Origin of the sequence: Amycolatopsis sp. NPDC051071 (genome assembly GCF_040682875.1) — a bacterium.
In the GTDB taxonomy this organism is placed as follows: domain Bacteria; phylum Actinomycetota; class Actinomycetes; order Mycobacteriales; family Pseudonocardiaceae; genus Amycolatopsis.
Map to the genome: position 1 here is coordinate 34,904 of NZ_JBFBBY010000045.1, position 17,336 is coordinate 52,239.

17 protein-coding genes are annotated in these 17,336 nt (G+C 68.3%); 14 read left to right on the top strand and 3 right to left on the bottom strand.

Going from position 1 to position 17,336, the window contains the following annotated elements; translation table 11 throughout:
- Nucleotides 1-630 precede the first annotated feature (630 nt).
- The 7 genes from AB0M65_RS17200 to AB0M65_RS17230 are packed head-to-tail and all read left to right on the top strand — an operon-like array spanning nucleotide 631 to nucleotide 3,419.
- Complete coding sequence (locus tag AB0M65_RS17200; RefSeq protein ID WP_364028225.1) at nucleotides 631-1,101, top strand: Asp23/Gls24 family envelope stress response protein; 471 nt, start codon at nucleotides 631-633, stop codon at nucleotides 1,099-1,101.
- Entirely contained in the window at nucleotides 1,098-1,424 is a 327-nt protein-coding gene (locus tag AB0M65_RS17205; RefSeq protein ID WP_364028227.1) for a hypothetical protein, read from the top strand. The genes AB0M65_RS17200 and AB0M65_RS17205 overlap by 4 nt, the downstream gene beginning before the upstream one ends.
- Before the next feature lie 2 nt (nucleotides 1,425-1,426).
- A complete protein-coding gene (locus AB0M65_RS17210) occupies nucleotides 1,427-1,603 on the top strand; it encodes a hypothetical protein (protein WP_364028229.1) in 177 nt (58 codons plus the stop codon).
- A gap of 5 nt (nucleotides 1,604-1,608) precedes the next feature.
- On the top strand, nucleotides 1,609-2,013 hold the full coding sequence (locus AB0M65_RS17215) for an Asp23/Gls24 family envelope stress response protein (protein ID WP_364028231.1): 405 nt from the start codon (nucleotides 1,609-1,611) through the stop codon (nucleotides 2,011-2,013).
- A complete protein-coding gene (locus AB0M65_RS17220) occupies nucleotides 2,010-2,537 on the top strand; it encodes a DUF6286 domain-containing protein (RefSeq protein WP_364028233.1) in 528 nt (175 codons plus the stop codon). The genes AB0M65_RS17215 and AB0M65_RS17220 overlap by 4 nt, the downstream gene beginning before the upstream one ends.
- On the top strand, nucleotides 2,534-3,106 hold the full coding sequence (locus AB0M65_RS17225) for an alkaline shock response membrane anchor protein AmaP (RefSeq protein WP_364028235.1): 573 nt from the start codon (nucleotides 2,534-2,536) through the stop codon (nucleotides 3,104-3,106). Before AB0M65_RS17220 ends, AB0M65_RS17225 begins: the two co-directional genes overlap by 4 nt.
- Before the next feature lie 40 nt (nucleotides 3,107-3,146).
- On the top strand, nucleotides 3,147-3,419 hold the full coding sequence (locus AB0M65_RS17230; protein ID WP_364028237.1) for a GlsB/YeaQ/YmgE family stress response membrane protein: 273 nt from the start codon (nucleotides 3,147-3,149) through the stop codon (nucleotides 3,417-3,419).
- Nucleotides 3,420-3,513: 94 nt separating this feature from the next.
- Here AB0M65_RS17230 and AB0M65_RS17235 read toward each other — a convergent pair whose 3' ends face one another.
- Nucleotides 3,514-3,912, bottom strand: a complete 399-nt coding sequence (locus tag AB0M65_RS17235) for a hypothetical protein (protein ID WP_364028239.1) — start codon at nucleotides 3,910-3,912, stop codon at nucleotides 3,514-3,516.
- Between the two features lie 152 nt (nucleotides 3,913-4,064).
- On the opposite strand from AB0M65_RS17235, the gene AB0M65_RS17240 reads away from it, so the two are divergent.
- Nucleotides 4,065-5,141: an NAD-dependent epimerase/dehydratase family protein gene (locus tag AB0M65_RS17240; protein ID WP_364028241.1), complete on the top strand. Its 1,077-nt coding sequence runs from the start codon at nucleotides 4,065-4,067 to the stop codon at nucleotides 5,139-5,141.
- Between the two features lie 32 nt (nucleotides 5,142-5,173).
- Nucleotides 5,174-6,766, top strand: a complete 1,593-nt coding sequence (locus AB0M65_RS17245) for an NAD(P)/FAD-dependent oxidoreductase (protein WP_364028243.1) — start codon at nucleotides 5,174-5,176, stop codon at nucleotides 6,764-6,766.
- 27 nt (nucleotides 6,767-6,793) lie between these two features.
- Here AB0M65_RS17245 and AB0M65_RS17250 read toward each other — a convergent pair whose 3' ends face one another.
- Nucleotides 6,794-7,252, bottom strand: a complete 459-nt coding sequence (locus AB0M65_RS17250) for an SRPBCC family protein (protein WP_364028245.1) — start codon at nucleotides 7,250-7,252, stop codon at nucleotides 6,794-6,796.
- A 252-nt stretch (nucleotides 7,253-7,504) separates the two neighbouring features.
- Between AB0M65_RS17250 and AB0M65_RS17255 the strand changes: the two genes are divergently transcribed.
- The 3 genes from AB0M65_RS17255 (at nucleotide 7,505) to AB0M65_RS17265 (ending at nucleotide 11,337) form a co-directional block, all read left to right on the top strand.
- Nucleotides 7,505-8,395 (top strand): manganese catalase family protein, encoded by an 891-nt coding sequence (locus tag AB0M65_RS17255; RefSeq protein ID WP_364028247.1) that lies wholly within the window; start codon nucleotides 7,505-7,507, stop codon nucleotides 8,393-8,395.
- Between the two features lie 152 nt (nucleotides 8,396-8,547).
- On the top strand, nucleotides 8,548-10,875 hold the full coding sequence (locus AB0M65_RS17260) for a nitrate reductase (RefSeq protein ID WP_364028249.1): 2,328 nt from the start codon (nucleotides 8,548-8,550) through the stop codon (nucleotides 10,873-10,875).
- 3 nt (nucleotides 10,876-10,878) lie between these two features.
- Nucleotides 10,879-11,337, top strand: coding sequence for a hypothetical protein (locus AB0M65_RS17265; RefSeq protein WP_364028251.1), 459 nt, complete (start codon nucleotides 10,879-10,881; stop codon nucleotides 11,335-11,337).
- Nucleotides 11,338-11,341: 4 nt separating this feature from the next.
- Here the strand turns inward: AB0M65_RS17265 and AB0M65_RS17270 are convergent, their stop codons facing one another.
- Entirely contained in the window at nucleotides 11,342-11,794 is a 453-nt protein-coding gene (locus AB0M65_RS17270) for a DUF6292 family protein (protein ID WP_364028253.1), read from the bottom strand.
- 181 nt (nucleotides 11,795-11,975) lie between these two features.
- On the opposite strand from AB0M65_RS17270, the gene AB0M65_RS17275 reads away from it, so the two are divergent.
- Together AB0M65_RS17275 and AB0M65_RS17280 are read left to right on the top strand one after the other, a co-directional pair.
- On the top strand, nucleotides 11,976-16,328 hold the full coding sequence (locus tag AB0M65_RS17275) for a cation-translocating P-type ATPase (protein ID WP_364028255.1): 4,353 nt from the start codon (nucleotides 11,976-11,978) through the stop codon (nucleotides 16,326-16,328).
- A gap of 256 nt (nucleotides 16,329-16,584) precedes the next feature.
- Nucleotides 16,585-16,938: a hypothetical protein gene (locus AB0M65_RS17280; RefSeq protein ID WP_364028257.1), complete on the top strand. Its 354-nt coding sequence runs from the start codon at nucleotides 16,585-16,587 to the stop codon at nucleotides 16,936-16,938.
- Nucleotides 16,939-17,336 lie beyond the last annotated feature (398 nt).

The window sequence follows — 17,336 nt, forward strand, 5'->3', positions numbered from 1 at the left end:
TGCATCACTTCTACCGCCGCGGCCGTCACCGGCCGGAACCCTTTCACTGATCGGCCCCAGCACGCGTCACGCCGCTGATCACTGCCCGGAGCCCTGTTCGTGATCGGCTCCGGCCACCTGACCGGTCTGACTTACCACTGAACTTGACTTACCACTTGCTGACTTGCTTGGTGCGGTACAACACTTCTGCGCCGGGACCGTCTTGCCTGCTTCGTCTTCACTGCCCGATCCCGGGGTACTGCTCCGGCCACCAGTCGAAACCTGTTCACAGATTGGCTTCGTCCTGCCTGGCCGTCTTGTCTCACCTCACGGGTAGTTCCGTCATCTCCCGTGCCTGCTTGACGTTGTCTCTCTTGGTATGAGCAGAACACTACACACAGCCGCGGGCGAATGTCTACCCCCGCCGTCATAGATTTGCTTGGGTTCCGACGGGAAGCTTCTTCGGAGACCTGAAACCGCAGGTCGGCGGCGATCGGCAGGCGAAGAAGACACTTGTTCCCTCCCCTGTGGGGGTGATGTCACACGATGGGGTCGTGACGATCTTCTCGGGCCCGGGTCTGAGTGGTGTGGGAGCGAGGATGGAACACCGAGAGCTTCCGACGAGACCAGGAACCAATCCGAGGAGACGTCATGACGAATTCGACCGCTACCAAGGCTTCCGAACAGTCGACCGCAGTCGAGAAAACCGGCACGGGCGCGTTGGAGTCGAGCAAGGGGGCAACCACCATCGCCGACACGGTGGTGGCGAAGGTGGCAGGCTTGGCCGCCCGTGAGATCTCCGGTGTCTACGACCTTGGCGGTGGTGCGGCCAGGGCGTTCAGCGCGATCCGTGAGCGCATCCCCGGCGCCACGGCGTCGGCGAGCCAGGGTGTGTCGGTCGAGGTCGGCGAGAAGCAGGCCGCGGTCGATCTGCAGATTCTCGTCGAGTACGGCGTGTCCATCGCCGACCTGTCGCGCGCGGTGCGCAGGAACGTGATCGGCGCGGTCGAGCAGATCACCGGGCTCGAGGTGGTCGAGGTCAACATCAACGTCTCCGACGTGCACATCCCGGGTGACGACGAGGACGACGACAGCAAGAACGACACCGGCCGCGTTCAGTGAGCCTCGGCGTCGAGATCGACGCCGACCGCATCGCCACCGCTGTGCAGGCCCTGCCCGTTGTCGCGGGTCTGCACAGCGGCCGGTTCGGCGAGATCGCCACCCTGCTGCGCGGACGCAGGATCCCGGGAATCCGCGTCCGCGACGACGAGATCACCATCGGTGTCATCGGCCGCTACCCGGCGACCGCCGTCGAGATCAGCGACGACGTCCGTGCCGCGGTGGGTCCCCTCGACCGCCCGATCCATGTGCGGATCGGCGATATCGCCGCTCCGGCCGGTGCCACCGCCGAAAATCCGGACACGATCGCCCTTGCCAAGGAGTAACCATGAATTCCACGCATCTCGGTCTTCTCTCCGGTCTCGCCCTCGGCCTCGCGGCCGCGTTCGGCGGGTTCGGCGCCTTCCTCGTCGTCCTGGTCCTCGGCGCCCTCGGGCTGCTGGTCGGCCGTGTCCTCGACGGCAAGGTCGACCTGTCGCAGCTCACCGGCCGTGATCGGGGCTGATCACCATGACCGCCACCCTGCCGAGCCCGGCACCCAGAACGGCTCCAGCCGCTTCCGGTGACCGGGGTGCCCTCACCATTTCCGACAGCACCGTCGAACGGATCGCGGCGCACGCTGTGACCGAGGTCGACGGCGTCGGCGGCGCCGCGAGCCGCGTGCTCGGTGTCGCCGTCGGACGGGAAGACCTCGACAACAGTGCCAAGGTCACCGCGAAGGTCGACGGTGCGACCGCCACGCTCGACGTCAGGATCTCCATCAGCTACCCGATGTCGGTTTCACGTACCACCGAGAACGCCCGGCGGCATTTGACGCGCCGTGTCGAAGAGTTCACCGGGCTCACGGTGTCGCGGGTGGACATCACCGTCACCGCGCTGGGCACCGCCACCGCCGATACCAGGAGGGTGCGATGAAACGCCGTCCACGCCGGAGTGTCCCCGCGACTCTCACCGCGGTCGTCCTGCTCGCCGCCTGCGCCCTCGTCGCGGTCGTCGCGATTCAGCTGCTTCTGGGTGAAACTCCCTGGATTCGCTACGACACCGTCGCCGGTGCCTTGCACGACCTGCGCTGGACCGACGTCGTGACGGCCATCGCCGGCGCGGGCGTGGTAGTGCTGGGGCTGGCACTGGTACTGGCGGCGATCCTGCCGGGCAAGCCCACCGTCCTGCCGCTGCGGGGTGATCCGGACTCCGGCGCCTCACGCCGGAGCTACCGCTCCACCCTGCGTGCCGCGGCCTCCACTGTGGACGGTGTGTCCGGCGCGACGGTGAAACTCAAACCCCGCACGGTCTTCGCGAAAGTGAGCACCGGGCGGACGACCACCGATGGTCTCGCCGACGCCGTCCGCGGGGCGGTCGAGCACCGGCTCGACCAGATCGATCCTGTCGTCCGCCCGGCCGTCAAGGTCAAGGTCCGTGCCGTCAGGAGCCCGTCATGACCAGTCTCAATCGCCCCGCACGCCTCAACCGCACGGTGCTCGCCCTGTTCGGGCTTGTCCTGATCGCGGCCGGTGCCTTCGCGCTGCTGACCCATTTCGGCACGGTCACCGTCTTGCGCCCCGGATCCGCGTTGGTGGCCGGAACGGCGCAGCCGCCTACCTGGACGCTCTACGTCACCGCCGCCGTCGCCGTCGTGCTGGGCCTGCTCCTGCTGCGATGGCTCATCGCACAGCTGACCCGCAAACCCAAGACCCACACCTGGCGTCTTGAGGACGACCCCGACGCCGGTCGTACCGAGCTGGCCGCGAGCACCGCGATCGAGCCGTTCGTCAGCGAGGTGACGACCTATCCCGGCGTCCACGCCGCGCACGCCACACTCGCGGGGACCCGTGAGACACCGGCCGTGGCGCTGGTGATCAGCGCCGAACAGGACGGCGATCTCACCGAGATCCGCCATCGGATAGACACCGACGGCCTCCCCCGGCTGCGTCGAGCACTCGACCTTGACACACTGCCGACGACCGTCGAGTTCCGTTTTTCCACCAAGACGGGCGCTCGCGCGAAGTAGGGCGCGATCGTCTGCCCCCGATCGATCATGAGGTGAAGAGATGTTTTGGACCATTCTCGGCTGGATCCTGTTCGGCCTGATCGCCGGTTTCATCGCGCGAGCCCTGGTGCCGGGCAAGGACGACATCGGCGTGCTGCGGACGATTGTCCTCGGCGTCGTCGGCTCGGTGGTGGGTGGCTTCCTGTTCGGTCTGCTCACCGTCGGCTTCCGCGGCTTCCAGCCTGCCGGATGGATCGGATCGGTCATCGGCGCGATCATCGTCCTGGTCATCTACAACAAGGTGACCGGCCGCAAGAGCCGCTCTCGCGCCTGATCACCCGTTTGCGACGGCAGTCGCTGATCCTGGTCGCGGAGGTCAGTAGAGCAGGTGCGTGCACCCGTGATGCTCGCGGACGCCCTGGAGGTACTCACCGGGGTGGTCCGTGCGGATTCGGTTCCAGAACGGCCGGGATGCCGGTGTTTCCGCCGGTGATGGACCAGCGGTAGCCGGGGAGGCCGTGGCGAAGCCGGTCCAGGACGTGGGTGCCGATGCCGCGCCGACGGTGGTCGAAGAGCCGGATCTCGCCGAGCAGGACCGCCCGGCAGGCGTGGCAGACGTGGCAGTCGACGCGGCCGATCTCGACTCCGCCCAGGTAGAAGCGGCCCAGGTAGATGCGGCCCAAGTAGATGCGGCCCAGGTAGATGCGGTGGCCGTGGAAGGTGACCGTGTCGCCGTCATGGCGGCGGCGATCCGGGCCCAGCCACACCTCGCTACCGAGACCGGCGCCATGCGCGCCCGGCGTGGCGGTTTCCCGGGCTTTGTCCACGAGTGCCAGCGTCCGCCGCCCGTGCACCACTGTCCACTCGGGACACTGTCCTGGGTGACAGCGCCACGCGGTGCGGAGCCGTCCTTCGCCGGAAAGTGCGTGCCCTCGGTTCGACGGGTTTCCGCGATCACCAGGCTGGGTAAGCGCAGGTTGTGCGGATCGTGATCACCGGGGCCACCGGAAATGTCGGGACGGCGTTGCTCCATGCCCTTGAGCCCGGCGAAGACGACTTGGCCGGCGTGGCGAGGAGGCTGCCCGACACCACGACCGAGCCTTATCGCGCGGCGAGCTGGTCGGCACTGGACGTCGGGGACGACGTCGGCGGCACGAAGCTGACCGAGCTGATGGAGGGAGCGGACGCGGTCGTTCATCTCGCCTGGGCGATTTCGCCGGAGCGTGGAGACCCGCCGATGTGGCGGACCAACGACCATGGCACCCGGAACGTGCTCGCCGCGGTGGCGGCGGCCGGAGTACCGCATCTGATCGCCTTGTCGTCCGTCGCCGCCTACGGGCCGGCGCCACGGTGGGAGAAGATCACCGAGGAATGGCCGTGCGACGGCATCGCGACCAGTGCCTACAGCAGAGGCAAGGCCGGTTTGGAGGCTTTGCTCGACCGCTTCGAGAAAAGCCATCCGGAGATCGGGGTGGCGCGGTTGCGGCCATGCGCGATCCTGCAGCGACGGGCGGCGGGGGAGTTCGAGCGCTGGCTGCTGGGGCCGGCCATCCCCGCCGGGGTCGTGGGCCGCCGATGGCTGCCGATTCCGTTGTGGGCGGATTTGCGAGCGCAAGCGGTACACAGCGCGGACGTCGCCGAAGCCATCCGGCTGGTCCTCGAGAAGGGCTTCACCGGGGCGGTGAATCTCGCCGCCCCGGGTGTCCTTTCCGCCGACGCGCTGACCGGCCTGCTCGGCGGGATCCGGGTTCCGGCGTCGCGATCACTCGTACGTGTGGCCGCGCACGCGGCCTGGCGCACGGGAGCCCTGCCGCTGCATCCCGGTTGGCTGGATCTCGCCGACCGTGTGCCCCTGGTGGACACCACACTCGCCGAGACCGCGCTGGGCTGGCGACCCCGGTACGACGCCGCCGGTGTGGTCGCGGAACTGGTCGCCGGACTCCGATCGGGTGAAGGCGCGGCGAGCCCGCCGCTGGCCCCGCCGCGCGGGCACGGTTTCCTGTCCCGGCTCCGCTCGCTCACCCGTGGCAGACCAAGCCATCAATCGCAATCCTGACGACCTGACAATGTGACGATCGAGAGGCCCGGATGAGCACGGAAGTCTTCGACGCGATCGTCATCGGCGCCGGCCACAACGGCCTGGTCGCGGCGAACCTGCTGGCCGACGCGGGCTGGTCGGTACTGGTGCTGGAGCAGGCGGAGAAACCGGGTGGCGCGGTGCGGACCGAAGAGGTCACCGCGCCGGGCTTCCGCAACGACCTCTGCAGCGCCTTCTTCCCGCTCACCGCGGTGTCCCCGGTGATCAGGGCATTGCGCCTCGAAGACCACGGTCTGCGCTGGCGGCACGCTCCCGAGGTGCTCGCGCATGTACTGCCCGACAACAAATGCGTTGTGCTCTCACGGGACATCGAGCGCACCGCCGCTTCCGCCGACGAGTTCGCGCCAGGAGACGGCCTCGCCTGGAAACGGCTTTTCGCCCAGTGGCAGGACATCCGAGAGCCGTTGCTCGACGCCTTGTTCACGCCTTTCCCGCCGGTCCGTCCGGCTCTGCGGTTGTTGCGGCGCACGGGGTCCGCCGATGCCCTCCGCCTGGCCCGGATGCTCACGTTGCCCGCGCGTCGTTTCGGCGAAGAGCATTTCGACGGCGAAGGCGCGCGGTTACTGGTGGCCGGGAACGCCGCGCACAGCGACCTTTCCGTGGACAACGCGGGTAGCGCCGTATTCGGCTGGCTGCTCGCGATGATCGGCCAGGACGCCGGTTTTCCCGTGCCCATCGGCGGGGCGGGGGAGTTGACCGCGGCGTTGACACGGCGGCTGACCGCTCGCGGTGGTGTGATCCGGTGTCGTTGTCCGGTAACGGAGGTACTGGTCGCCGGCGGACGGGCGATGGGAGTACGCGACGGCGACGGCGACCCGATCCGGGCCCGCAAGGCGGTGCTCGCGGACGTACCGGCGCCGGCTTTGTACGGCAAGATGGTGGCGCCGGAATGGTTGCCCTCCCGGCTGCTCGACGATCTCGGCCGGTTCCAGTGGGACAGCGCCACGGTGAAAGTGGACTGGGCGCTCTCCGGGCGCGTTCCCTGGACGGCGGAAGCCGCTCGCGGGGCGGGAACGATCCACCTCGGCGCGGATCTGGACGGCCTGTCGGCGTTCGGCGGTGATCTCGTCCGGGGCCGGAGTCCACGTGATCCGTTCCTGCTGTTCGGGCAGATGACGACGAGCGACCCGGACCGCTCGCCGCCGGGCACCGAGTCAGCGTGGGCGTACACCCACGTGCCGCGAGGGGTGATGGAGAACCGCGAGGCGCTGGACCGGCAAGTCACCCGGATCGAGAAGGCGGTCGAGGCGAACGCGCCGGGGTTCACCGACCTGATCCAGGGCCGGTACGTGCAGGGACCGCTCGAATTGGCCGCCCACGATCCCGGGTTGGTCGGCGGCGCGATCAGCGGCGGGACAACGGCCATTCACCAGCAGTTGTTTTTCCGGCCGGTCCCCGGCCTCGGCCGCGCGGACACCCCGGTGGACCGGCTGTTCCTGGCGGGCTCGGCGGCGCATCCGGGAGGAGCCGTCCACGGCGGTCCCGGGGCCAACGCCGCCCGCGCCGCACTGGCACGGGCGGGTCGGCTCGGCGGGGGCTACGCGGCGGTCATCCGCGCGGCGAATCGGGCCGTCTACGACTGAGTGGTTGGTTAAGGACTTCCGAAACCACTAAGTGCCCTTGCGGTTCGCGTACTTCCCGGTCACCAGATCGGCCAGCCGGAGGAGGGCTTCGTTGTTGCGCGGCTTGGCGATCAGCGCTTGGACCGCCTCCGGCAGCACCTTGCCGGGACCGCGCACGATGCGTTCCGCCATCCGGACCTCGGTCCTGCCGTCGCCGTGGGGAACAAGGGTGAGCTCGACCGTCGCCGCGCCCAGCGGCCAGCCCCTCGCCTCCAGCGAAAGATGAACGCCGGGCTGCACGGCCTTCACCACCGTGACGTCCTTGATGTGCAGAGGCCACGGCCCGACGCTGTGGTGAATCCGGGAACCGACCGACGGCCAGCCTTTGTCAACGTCACGAATATGGGAACTGCCGACCACCCAGCTCGCATAGAGCCAGCCGTCGGAGAGCACGGCGAATACGGCGTCCGGTGGTGCGTCGACGACTCGGCTGACGACTTCGCTCACGGTTTCCTCCTCGATTACGCGACGCTCCCCGGTTACCCGTCGTGTGCGGACTCAATCGGCGAGAGCGGTTTTCAAGCGCATCGTGCCTTCGACCCCCTTGGAACCGGCATGGCTTGGGGGGCGTGCCTTGCGCCATTCGGGCATCGTGGGAACTGGTGTGGGCAGGAAGGATTAACGAGCCTGCGACCGGGCAACCGACGATCTCGCGGCCGGTGAGCCACCGGCCTCAGCTCGACGGAAGGCCCAGACCCGATGTTCCGACACACGAAACTGCTCCAGTTCGAAGCGAAGCCGGACAAACCCGACGCCGTCTACGCCCGCAAGCTGCAGGAGCTGATCGGTGGTGCGTACGGCGAGATGACCGTGACCATGCAGTACTTGTTCCAGGGATGGAATTGCCGGATCGAAGGCAAGTACAAGGATTTGATCATGGACACGGCGACCGAGGAGATCGGCCACGTCGAAATGCTCGCCACGATGGTCGCCCGGTTGCTCGAAGGGGCTCCCGCGACGGTGACCGCCGAGGCGGTGAAGGACCCGGTGATGGCGGCGACGCTGGGCGGGATGGATGTCCAGCAGGCCATTGTCGCGGGTGGCGGCGCCTTGCCCGCGGATTCCAACGGCTATCCGTGGAATGGGCGGTACATCGTGGCGAGCGGGAACCTGCTCGCCGATTTCCGGGCGAATGTGGCCGCCGAAGCGCAGGGCAGACTGCAAACGGCCCGGTTGTACAACATGACCGACGACCCCGGCGTCAAGGCGATGCTGCAATTCAACCTCGCCCGGGACACCGTGCACCAGAAGCAGTGGCTGGCGGCCATCGAAGAACTCGAAGCGGACGGCCTGGAAGGCGCTATCGCGCCGACCGCGTTGTTCGATGAAGAGAACCAGGAGCACAACAACACCGTGTGGCGGCTGTCCGACGGTGCGGACGGTGCGAAGGGTGGCTGGAGCTTCGGTGACGAGGGGATCGAATACCTGACCGACCCCGAAGCCCTGGGTGGCCCGGGCACCGCCCCCAAGCCCGATCCCGCGCTCTACGGCACCTACGCACCGCTCCAGGACGCCGTCGGCACGGTCAAGGGCAAGGCCAAGGAGGCGAAGGTCAAGGCAACCAAGAGCGCCAAGAATTCCAAGAAGTAGACCGCTCGCCGTCGCCAGTCACAACGGCAGTACGGGAAGGCCCCCTTCCTTGCACCAGGCGCAAGCAAGGGGGCCTTCACGTACTTCAGCCGGCCACCGCTTCGACGTGTTTCCCGCGTTTGGATGGTGGTGACGGAGGGTATGGCGCTTGCATGACGGACCGAACCGAGCACGTGTGGGGGACCCGTACTCCTTACGCACGGGACAAGTCCTGGCCGCGACGGTCCGACCTTCATCTGGGGGACGGCCTTGCCGAGCCCGATGTGGACCAGTGGGTCCAATCGGCCTGCGTGTTGTGCAGCAACGGATGCGCCTGCGACATCGCGGTGAAAGACGGCCGGATGGTCGGCGTCCGCGGTCGCGACGGCGATCGGGTCAATCACGGGCGGCTGGGGCCCAAAGGCTTGTACGGATCGTGGCAGTGGAACGGCGAGGACAGGTTGACCCGCCCGCTGATCCGTCGCGACGGGGAGCTGGTGGAGTCCGATTGGGACACCGCGATGGACCTGATCGTGCGGCGCTCCCAGGACCTGCTGGCTGAATCGGGACCTCTGTCGCACGGGTTCTACACGAGCGGGCAACTGTTCCTCGAGGAGTACTACACACTCGGGGTCATCGGAAAGGCGGGGCTGGGCACGCCCCATATGGACGGCAACACCCGGTTGTGCACGGCGACCGCCGCCGCGGCGATGAAGGAGAGCTTCGGCTCCGACGGGCAACCCGGCACTTACGCCGATATCGACCATTGTGACGCGTTGTTCCTGTTCGGCCACAACATGGCCGAGACGCAGACCGTGTTGTGGTCGCGTGTGCTGGACCGGCTGGCCGGGGCCGAGCCGCCGAGGGTCGTCGCTGTCGATCCGCGCCGGACGAAGGTCGCCGAGGCCGCGGAAACGTCCGGTGGGGTGCACCTGGCCCCGTTGCCAGGGACGAACCAGGCGTTGATGAACGGCCTGTTGCGTGAAGTGATCGCCAACAAGTGGATCGACGAGGACTACGTCGCCGCACATACGCTCGGCTTCGAAAACCTCGAAGCGACTGTCGAGCCGTACACGCCGGAACGGGTGGGCGAAGTGTGTGGGATCGACCCCGCGGGGCTGGTGCGCGCCGCGGAGATCTTCGGTACCTCGGGGCGGGTGGTGTCGACGGTGCTGCAGGGTTTCTACCAGTCGCATCAGGCGACCGCGGCGTCCTGCCAGGTCAACAACCTGCACCTGGTGCGGGGGATGATCGGGACACCCGGTCGGGGCGTGCTGCAGATGAACGGCCAGCCGACCGCGCAGAACACCCGCGAGTGCGGTGCCGACGGCGACCTGCCCGGCTTCCGGAACTGGGACAACCCGGACCACGTCCGGCAACTGGCCGAACTGTGGAACGTCGATCCGATGACCATCCCGCATTGGGCGCCGCCCACGCATGCGATGCAGATCTGGCGGTACGCCGAACAAGGCTCGATCCGGTTCCTCTGGATCTCGGCGACCAACCCCGCGGTCTCGATGCCCGAACTACCGCGTATCCGCCGGATTCTCGCCGGAAAAGACTTGTTCGTCGTGGTGCAGGACGGCTTCCGCACGGAGACGGCCGAGTTCGCCGATGTCGTTTTGCCCGCCGCGTTCTGGGGTGAGAAGCAGGGAACGTTCACCAACGTCGACCGCACGGTGCACCTGTCGGAGAAGGCCGTCGAACCGCCCGGCGAGGCGCGCAGCGACCTGGACATCTTCCTCGAATACGCCCGGCGTATGGGGTTCCGTGACCGCGACGGTGCCTCGTTGATCGGCTGGCGGACGCCCGAGGAGGCCTTCCGCGCCTGGCAGGAGTGCAGCCGCGGGCGTCTGTGTGACTACGGTGGACTGTCCTACGAGAAGCTCCGCGGCGATAGCGGGATCCCATGGCCTTGTGACGAGCAACGTCCGGATGGGACGGAACGGCTCTACCCGGACGGCGTGTTCTCCACGGATCCTGAGGTGTGCGAGGACTATGGCCACGATCTGCTCACCGGCGGCACGACTTCACCCGAGAAGTACCGGGCCCAGCAGCCGGCGGGGCGGGCGTTCCTCAAGGCCGCGGAGTACACGCCGCCACCGGAAGAACCGAGCGAGCGGTATCCCTTCATCTGCACGACAGGACGCACGGTCTACCACTTCCACACGCGGACGAAGACCGGTCGAGCGCCGAAGCTGCGTCGCGCGGCACCGCAACCATGGGTGGAAATCGCCGCCGACGACGCCGACACACTCGACGTCAGGAAAGGCGATCTCGTCCGTGTCGAGTCGGCCCGAGGCGCGGTCGAAGTGCCGGCTCGGATCGGCAAGGTCCGTCCCGGCGTGGTGTTCCTCCCGTTCCACTATGGCTATTGGGACACCGGCGAGGACGGTCATCGCCGCGCCGCGAACGAGCTGACCCTGACCGAATGGGATCCGGTGTCCAAACAGCCGTTGTTCAAGATCAGCGCCGTCCGGATCACCAAGGTGGAGGGCTGAGCAATGCATTTGGCGACCTACCTCGGTCTGCTGCACACGTCGCTGGGCACCCTCGCGGAAGCCTTCCGCGAGGTCGGCCGCGGCCACGGAGAAGAACCCGATGTCGAGCAGACGTGCTCGATGCTCGCCGGGCGGATCGACCGGCAGGCCGACGCCCTCGCGCCGATCGTCGACCGCTATGGCGAACACCGTGAACAGGAGCCCGAACGACTCCATGCCGCGGCACTGGAGACCACTCGAAGCGGTGCTGTCGGGCTGCTGCGGGACCTGCAGGACCTCTACGCACTCGCCTCGTTCACGGACGTGACCTGGATCGTGGTCGGCCAGGCCGCTCAAGGGCTGCGCGACCGGGAACTCCTGGACGTCGCCGAAGGCCACGAGCAGGAAACCGCTCGCCAGCTGACCTGGCTTCGCACCCGGATGAAGCAGAGCGCTCCGCAAGCACTGATCGTCGCTCGATAGGTGGTCAGGCAGAGCTGGGCAAGCTGTCCTGGCTCGTGGCCGTCACAGAGCGCAGGTAGCCGGTGAGGCGTTCGGTGAGAGTCACCTCGCTTTCCCCGCTCCCGGTCGGAGCCAGGCCGGAACGACCGACGGCCCCGCTCGCGCAGACCTCACGCGCGAAAGCGGCGACCGCCGACGGCGAGGGAAGAATCTCGCGCCCGTGATAGGCCACCGTGATCAGGTCTTCGCTGCTGTCCGTTTCGAGTGCCACGGACCAGCCGTACCGCTCGTCCCACACCAGTGCGACGTCTCTGTCCGGGTACTCGGGCAGTTTCCGGTCCAGCGCGATGTACGCGCCGGCCGTCGGTTCGAGTTGAGCGTAGAAGGCATCGCCGTGCAGCCCGAGTTCTTCGATCACCAAACGCACATAACGGTGAAGGCCCTGGAGGACCGCTTCGCCGAATCCCGTTTCCATCATGAACGCCACCTCGAACTAGTCATTTCGCGGCGCCGGCTGCTTGACGCGGAACTGGGGAAGTCCCCTTCACCCAGAATGACCACCGGGTGATCGCTTCAAACCTCGGTGACCCGCGGTTCGACGCCGGATACGCGGGTACTCCTGGAGATCAACCTGCCATCGGACAAGAGGAGTAGGCCGCATGGGGCGGACTGGCCAGGAGACGATCGAGGTGCTCGGTGTCCCCTTCCCGGAGCCGGTGCGGGCACTGGGCCGGATCGCCCGTGGACTGGCCGGGTTGGCACTTGTGCCATGGGAAGGAATGCCAGGTCGAGGTCGGCGCGCGGTCTGGTCGTGTCCAGGCAGGCTTTACATCGAGACGCACGGGGTCAAGGGGCAAGACCGCGCCCGCGTGGCCCGGCGGATCGAGCAGGCAGTGCGAGCCATTCCGGGAGTTCAGTGGGCGGAGGTGAACGCCCCGACGTCCCGGGTGGTCGTCGCCGTCGGGGATCCGGCACCGCGGCGTCTGGACCTGGTCCGCGCGGTCGAACGGGCCGAAGCGGAGCCGTCCTGCGAGGCCGAACGGATCGAGGAGGAAGAACTCCACCATCCCGCCGACGGTGTGGCGGCGACCCGGCTTCCGTCCACGATGGCCGCTGACGTCGCGGGTCTGGTCCTGTCGGCGGCGTCGAAACTCATGCCATGGGCCCCCCTGCCGACCGAGGTCACCGCACTGGCATCACTGATCGACCTGCATCCGCGGCTGCGTGCTGTGGTGGACCGGAAGCTTCGCGGGCACGAGCGGGCGGATTCGGCGACGTCGATCGGGGCGGCCTTGGCCCACGGCTTGGCGGCCCGGAGTGAAGGCACCGTGCTCGACATCATGGTGCGCGGCACGCAATGGCGGGAGGCCAAGGCCCACAAACGGGCGTGGTGCGAAGCCGAGTCGCGGCTGGTCCGGCAGCGCGATCACGCCGGCGCGGAATCGGCGGTGAGCGAACGGCCGCGGCCACTGCCGGAGGGCGCCGCGGATCGTCACGCACGGCGTTCCATCACGGTCGGGGCCGTGGCCGCGGCGGCGACGCTGCCGTTCGCCGGGCCGAGACGCGCCGTCGCTGTCGGGATCTCCGCGCTGCCCAAGGCGCCGTCGAACGGCGTCGCGGCCTTTTCCGCCCAGCTGGGTCAGGTACTCGCGAGGCGGGGCACGCTGGTGATGGACCGGGCCGTTTTACGGAAGCTGGATCTTCTCGACACGCTCGTCATCGACACGACCGCGCTGGGGGCAGGGGCCCACGTGCTCAGCGATCTCGTCCCCCTGCCCGGTGGCGACGCGGCGAAGATGGCCGCGGTCGCTTTCGACTTGTTCGATCCGGACAAACCCATGGTGGTCCGGCGCGACGGTGACTGGACGCTCGGGCCGGTGGATGACCTCGCCCTCAGCGGCCGCAAGGGAGTGCGGGAACAGAAACGGCTACTGGACCGTGGCGCGGGCGTCGTCCTCGGTCTGGCGCGCGCAGGGCATTTGAAGGGCCTGCTCGCCGTCACCGAGGAGGTCTCACCCGATGTCGGCGCTCTCTCCTCCGCGGCCGAGTCAGCCGGGATGCGAGTGGTGCGGATCGTCAGTGATGACGGAGCGCTCGATCTCGTCCGCCAACTCCAAGGCGACGGCAAGGCCGTCATGCTGGTCTCCGGTGACCGCCGGGCGCTGGGAGCCGCCGACTGCGGGATCGGGGTGCACGACGAGGGCGCCCCGCCGCCGTGGGGCGCGCATTTGCTGATCGAACGCGATATCGACACGGCCGTCCTGCTCGTCGAGGCGATCACCGCGGCCAGGTCCGTCGTGCGTGACTCCATCATGTTCGCGACGGTGGCCAGCGGCATCGGCGGCGTGACCGCGCTCAGCGCCCGCCGCAGGCCGGCCGCGAGCAGCCTCCGAACGGTGAACGCCGGTGCGCTCATGGCCTTCAGCGACGGGATCTGGCGGGCCCGCACCCTCTCCGGTACGCGGAAAGCCGCTCCTGCGGGCCGCGTCGCACCCCCGTGGCATCTGATGCCCGCGAACCTCGTGCTCGACCGCCTTGAATCGGACCTGAGTGGACTGGATGACGCGGAGGTACGGCGGCGCGCTTCCGCGGACCACACCGGCAGGCCGGGGAGCGCCGGACCGAGCTTCGCGAAGGCGTTCCTCGCGGAGCTGGCCAATCCCTTGACCCCGGTTCTGGCCGGTGGGGCGGCGGTCTCGGCCGCGGTAGGTTCCCCGGTCGACGCCGCGCTGGTCGCCGGGATCGTCGGGGTGTCCGCGTTGATCGGCGGCGCGCAGCAGGTGCATACCGAACGCGCCCTCGCCGGACTCCTCGAGCGGTCGGCGACGGTGACCACCGTCGTGCGGGCAGGCGCGGAGCGGCAGGTCGTGGCCGACGCGCTGGTATGGGGAGACATCGTGTCGCTGCGCTCCGGCGACGTCGTCCCCGCGGACTGCCGGGTGCTTGACGCGACCGGTGCGGAACTCGACGAATCGTCGCTGACCGGTGAGTCGCTGCCGGTGGCCAAGGGGCCGGTGCCGGTGGTGGCCGCGGACGTCGCCGAGCGGGCGTCGATGCTCTACGAGGGCACCACGGTCGCCGCGGGGAAGGTGACGGCCGTGGTGGTCGCGACCGGCGATCAGACCGAGGTCGGCCGGGGGATGGCGGCGGCACGGGGCGCCGCTCCCGAAACCGGTGTCGAAGCACGGCTCGCGTCGCTCACCGAACAAGCCCTGCCCCTCGCGGCCGGTTCGGCCGCGGCCGTCGCGGGTGCGGGACTGCTTCGGGGTGTTCCACTGCGGCAGAGTCTCGGCGCGGCGGTGAATCTCGCCGTGGCGTCAGTGCCGGAAGGCCTGCCGTTCCTGGTCAACGCCGCCCAGCTGGCCGCCGCCCGCCGGCTCGCCGACCATGGAGCGCTCGTCCGCAATCCCCGCACGATCGAGGCGCTCGGCCGGGTGGACGTCCTCTGCTTCGACAAGACCGGCACGCTCACCGAAGGCAGGCTCACCGTCACCCGGATCGACGACGGGCGCAGCAACTCCGCCGTCTCGCAGATGCGGAAGAGTCACCGTGCGGTGCTGACCGCCGCCGTCCGGGCGACGCCTCGCGCGGAGAAACCGGAGGAACTCCCGCATCAGACGGATCAGGCGGTCCTCGAAGGCAGTCGCGCGGTGGGTGTCGGTGCCGACGGCTGGGAGAAGACCGGGGCCGTGCCGTTCGAGCCGTCGCGAGGTTTCCACGCCACCAACGGGAAGCTCGGGAAGCGAAACCTCTTGTGCGTCAAGGGAGCGCCGGAGATCGTCCTGCCACGCTGTACGAGTCATGGTGACCGGCCGCTCGGCCCCGGTACACGCGAACGGCTGCGAAAACGGATGGAACGGTTGGCCGCCTCCGGGCATCGCGTACTCGCCGTCGCCGAACGCCCGGTGTCCACACAGGACATTTCCGAGGACGACGTCACCGAACTCCGCTTGCTCGGGTTCGTGGCACTGGCGGATCCTGTGCGGGAAAGCGCCGCGCCCGCCGCGGAACGGCTGCGTGAGGCCGGGGTGCGCACGGTGATGATCACCGGCGACCACCCGGCCACCGGCGAAGCGGTGTCGGAGGAGATCACCGGACGCAACGGCGACACCAAGGTGCTCACCGGCGCCAGGATCGACGAACTCGGTGACGAGGAACTCGAAGGCGAACTTGACGGCGTCGACGTGATCGCCCGGTGCAGTCCGGCGCAGAAGGTCCGGATCATCCAGGCGTACCAGCGCAACGGCCGCGTCGTCGCGATGACCGGTGACGGCGCGAACGACGCGCCCGCGATCCGGCTGGCCGACGTCGGGATCGCGCTCGGCCAACGAGGGACACCCGCGGCGAAGGCGGCCGCGGATCTCGTCGTGACCGACGATCGGCTGGAGACGATCGTCGCCGCTTTGGTCGAAGGGCGGGCGATGTGGGCGTCGGTCAGGGAAGCGCTCGGCATCCTGCTCGGCGGAAACCTCGGGGAGATCGCGTTCACCGTGCTCGGTTCCGCGGTCACCGGGCGGTCGCCGCTGACCGCGCGGCAACTGCTGCTGATGAACCTGCTCACGGATTTGGCGCCTGCCCTCGCGATCGCGTTGAGCAGGCCGGACAGCCAAGCCGTCCCGGACCTGCTCCGCGAGGGGCCCAGCGCCTCGCTCGGTGATGCTTTGCGGCGTGACATCACCACGCGAGCGGTGACGACGACACTCGGGGCCTCCACCGCCTGGACCCTCGCCCGGCTGACCGGCAGGCAACGGCGAGCGAGCACCGTCGCGCTCGCCTCCTTGATCGGAACACAACTCGGGCAGACGATCCTCGTGGGCCGACGTGACGCCACCGTGCTGGCAGCGGGCTTGGGCTCCGCCGTTCTCCTGGCGGTGCTGATCCAGACACCCGGTGTCAGTCACTTCTTCGGGTGCACGCCACTCGGGCCGGTCGGGTGGGGAATCGCGCTCGGCAGCGCGAGTGCGGCCAGCGTCGGCGGCTTGCTGCTCGGACGACGAGGAGTAGCGGAGTAGCAAGATCTCAGCGGTGTCCGGTGGTCTTTGTGGTACAAGAAAAGAGTCCTGCTTGTGCCCTGCGCCGAAGTGCTCCGGGCGGGGTGCGTGCGTAACCCGATTGGACCACCGATCGCGCGGTCACGGGACCGCGGTGCGCACACGATGGTGGATCGGCGTGGAAAAGAGTGGGCGGTCTCAGTACGTTTCCGTGTCACAGGACGAAAAACACACTTTTATCCGTCCTGTTCGATGCAATCGCTTTCAAGGAGAATCCATGCTGAAGAAGATCGGCTTCGTCGCGGCCGCCATGGCCGCCGGCGCCTTCATCGGCGGTGGGGTCGCGTCCGCCGACACCCCTGACGACATCTACGACCACGGCTATGACCTGAGCGACCAGGTCGGGCTGGCCAACGTCAACAACACCGACATCCTGCACAACGTCAACGCCGTGGTCGGCGTCTGCGGCAACGACGTGAACGTGCTTGGTGTCCAGGTCCCGATCCGTGACTCGCTCAACGGAATCGGCGTGCCGATCCTGTCGCCGGGTGAGCACGAGGCCAGCGGCGCGTCCCCGTACAACTGCGCCAGCGGTGGGGTCACCGACGGCGGAACGTCCCAAGGTAACTAGTAGCTCCTCTGCCGAGGCTGCCCGTTGTGTGTGCGGACGCCGGCCGAGGCAGGGGATCCGGCGAGGCGCATCGAAGTCGTGTGGCTTGCCCGGAACACGGAGAAGAGATGCACACTCCGCTGCGTGTTCCGGGCTCGCTGCGACGCGAAGCGACGCCGGCACGGATGGGGCCGGTTCATCCTGCCCAGGAGTTGACCGGCCCCATCCAGCGTGAAAGGCACGATAGTCGATATCCCTGGGCGCGGCGAATCGAAGTTTCGTCGCCCAAGTTCCCCATACCGGGTTCGTCCGGTGGGTTCCTCGCTAGGAGTTTGTCTGTGATCAAGCAGCTTGGTTTTGTGGCTACCGCGTTGGCGGCTGGGATGGCGATCGCGGGTGGGTCGGCGTCGGCGGCTGGT

Coding starts and splice junctions, on each gene's coding strand:
- AB0M65_RS17200 (WP_364028225.1), top strand. CDS start 631: ATGACGAATTCGACCGCTACCAAGGCTTCCGAACAGTCGACCGCAGTC.
- AB0M65_RS17210 (WP_364028229.1), top strand. CDS start 1,427: ATGAATTCCACGCATCTCGGTCTTCTCTCCGGTCTCGCCCTCGGCCTC.
- AB0M65_RS17215 (WP_364028231.1), top strand. CDS start 1,609: ATGACCGCCACCCTGCCGAGCCCGGCACCCAGAACGGCTCCAGCCGCT.
- AB0M65_RS17220 (WP_364028233.1), top strand. CDS start 2,010: ATGAAACGCCGTCCACGCCGGAGTGTCCCCGCGACTCTCACCGCGGTC.
- AB0M65_RS17225 (WP_364028235.1), top strand. CDS start 2,534: ATGACCAGTCTCAATCGCCCCGCACGCCTCAACCGCACGGTGCTCGCC.
- AB0M65_RS17230 (WP_364028237.1), top strand. CDS start 3,147: ATGTTTTGGACCATTCTCGGCTGGATCCTGTTCGGCCTGATCGCCGGT.
- AB0M65_RS17245 (WP_364028243.1), top strand. CDS start 5,174: ATGAGCACGGAAGTCTTCGACGCGATCGTCATCGGCGCCGGCCACAAC.
- AB0M65_RS17255 (WP_364028247.1), top strand. CDS start 7,505: ATGTTCCGACACACGAAACTGCTCCAGTTCGAAGCGAAGCCGGACAAA.
- AB0M65_RS17260 (WP_364028249.1), top strand. CDS start 8,548: ATGACGGACCGAACCGAGCACGTGTGGGGGACCCGTACTCCTTACGCA.
- AB0M65_RS17265 (WP_364028251.1), top strand. CDS start 10,879: ATGCATTTGGCGACCTACCTCGGTCTGCTGCACACGTCGCTGGGCACC.
- AB0M65_RS17270 (WP_364028253.1), bottom strand. CDS start 11,794: ATGATGGAAACGGGATTCGGCGAAGCGGTCCTCCAGGGCCTTCACCGT.
- AB0M65_RS17275 (WP_364028255.1), top strand. CDS start 11,976: ATGGGGCGGACTGGCCAGGAGACGATCGAGGTGCTCGGTGTCCCCTTC.
- AB0M65_RS17280 (WP_364028257.1), top strand. CDS start 16,585: ATGCTGAAGAAGATCGGCTTCGTCGCGGCCGCCATGGCCGCCGGCGCC.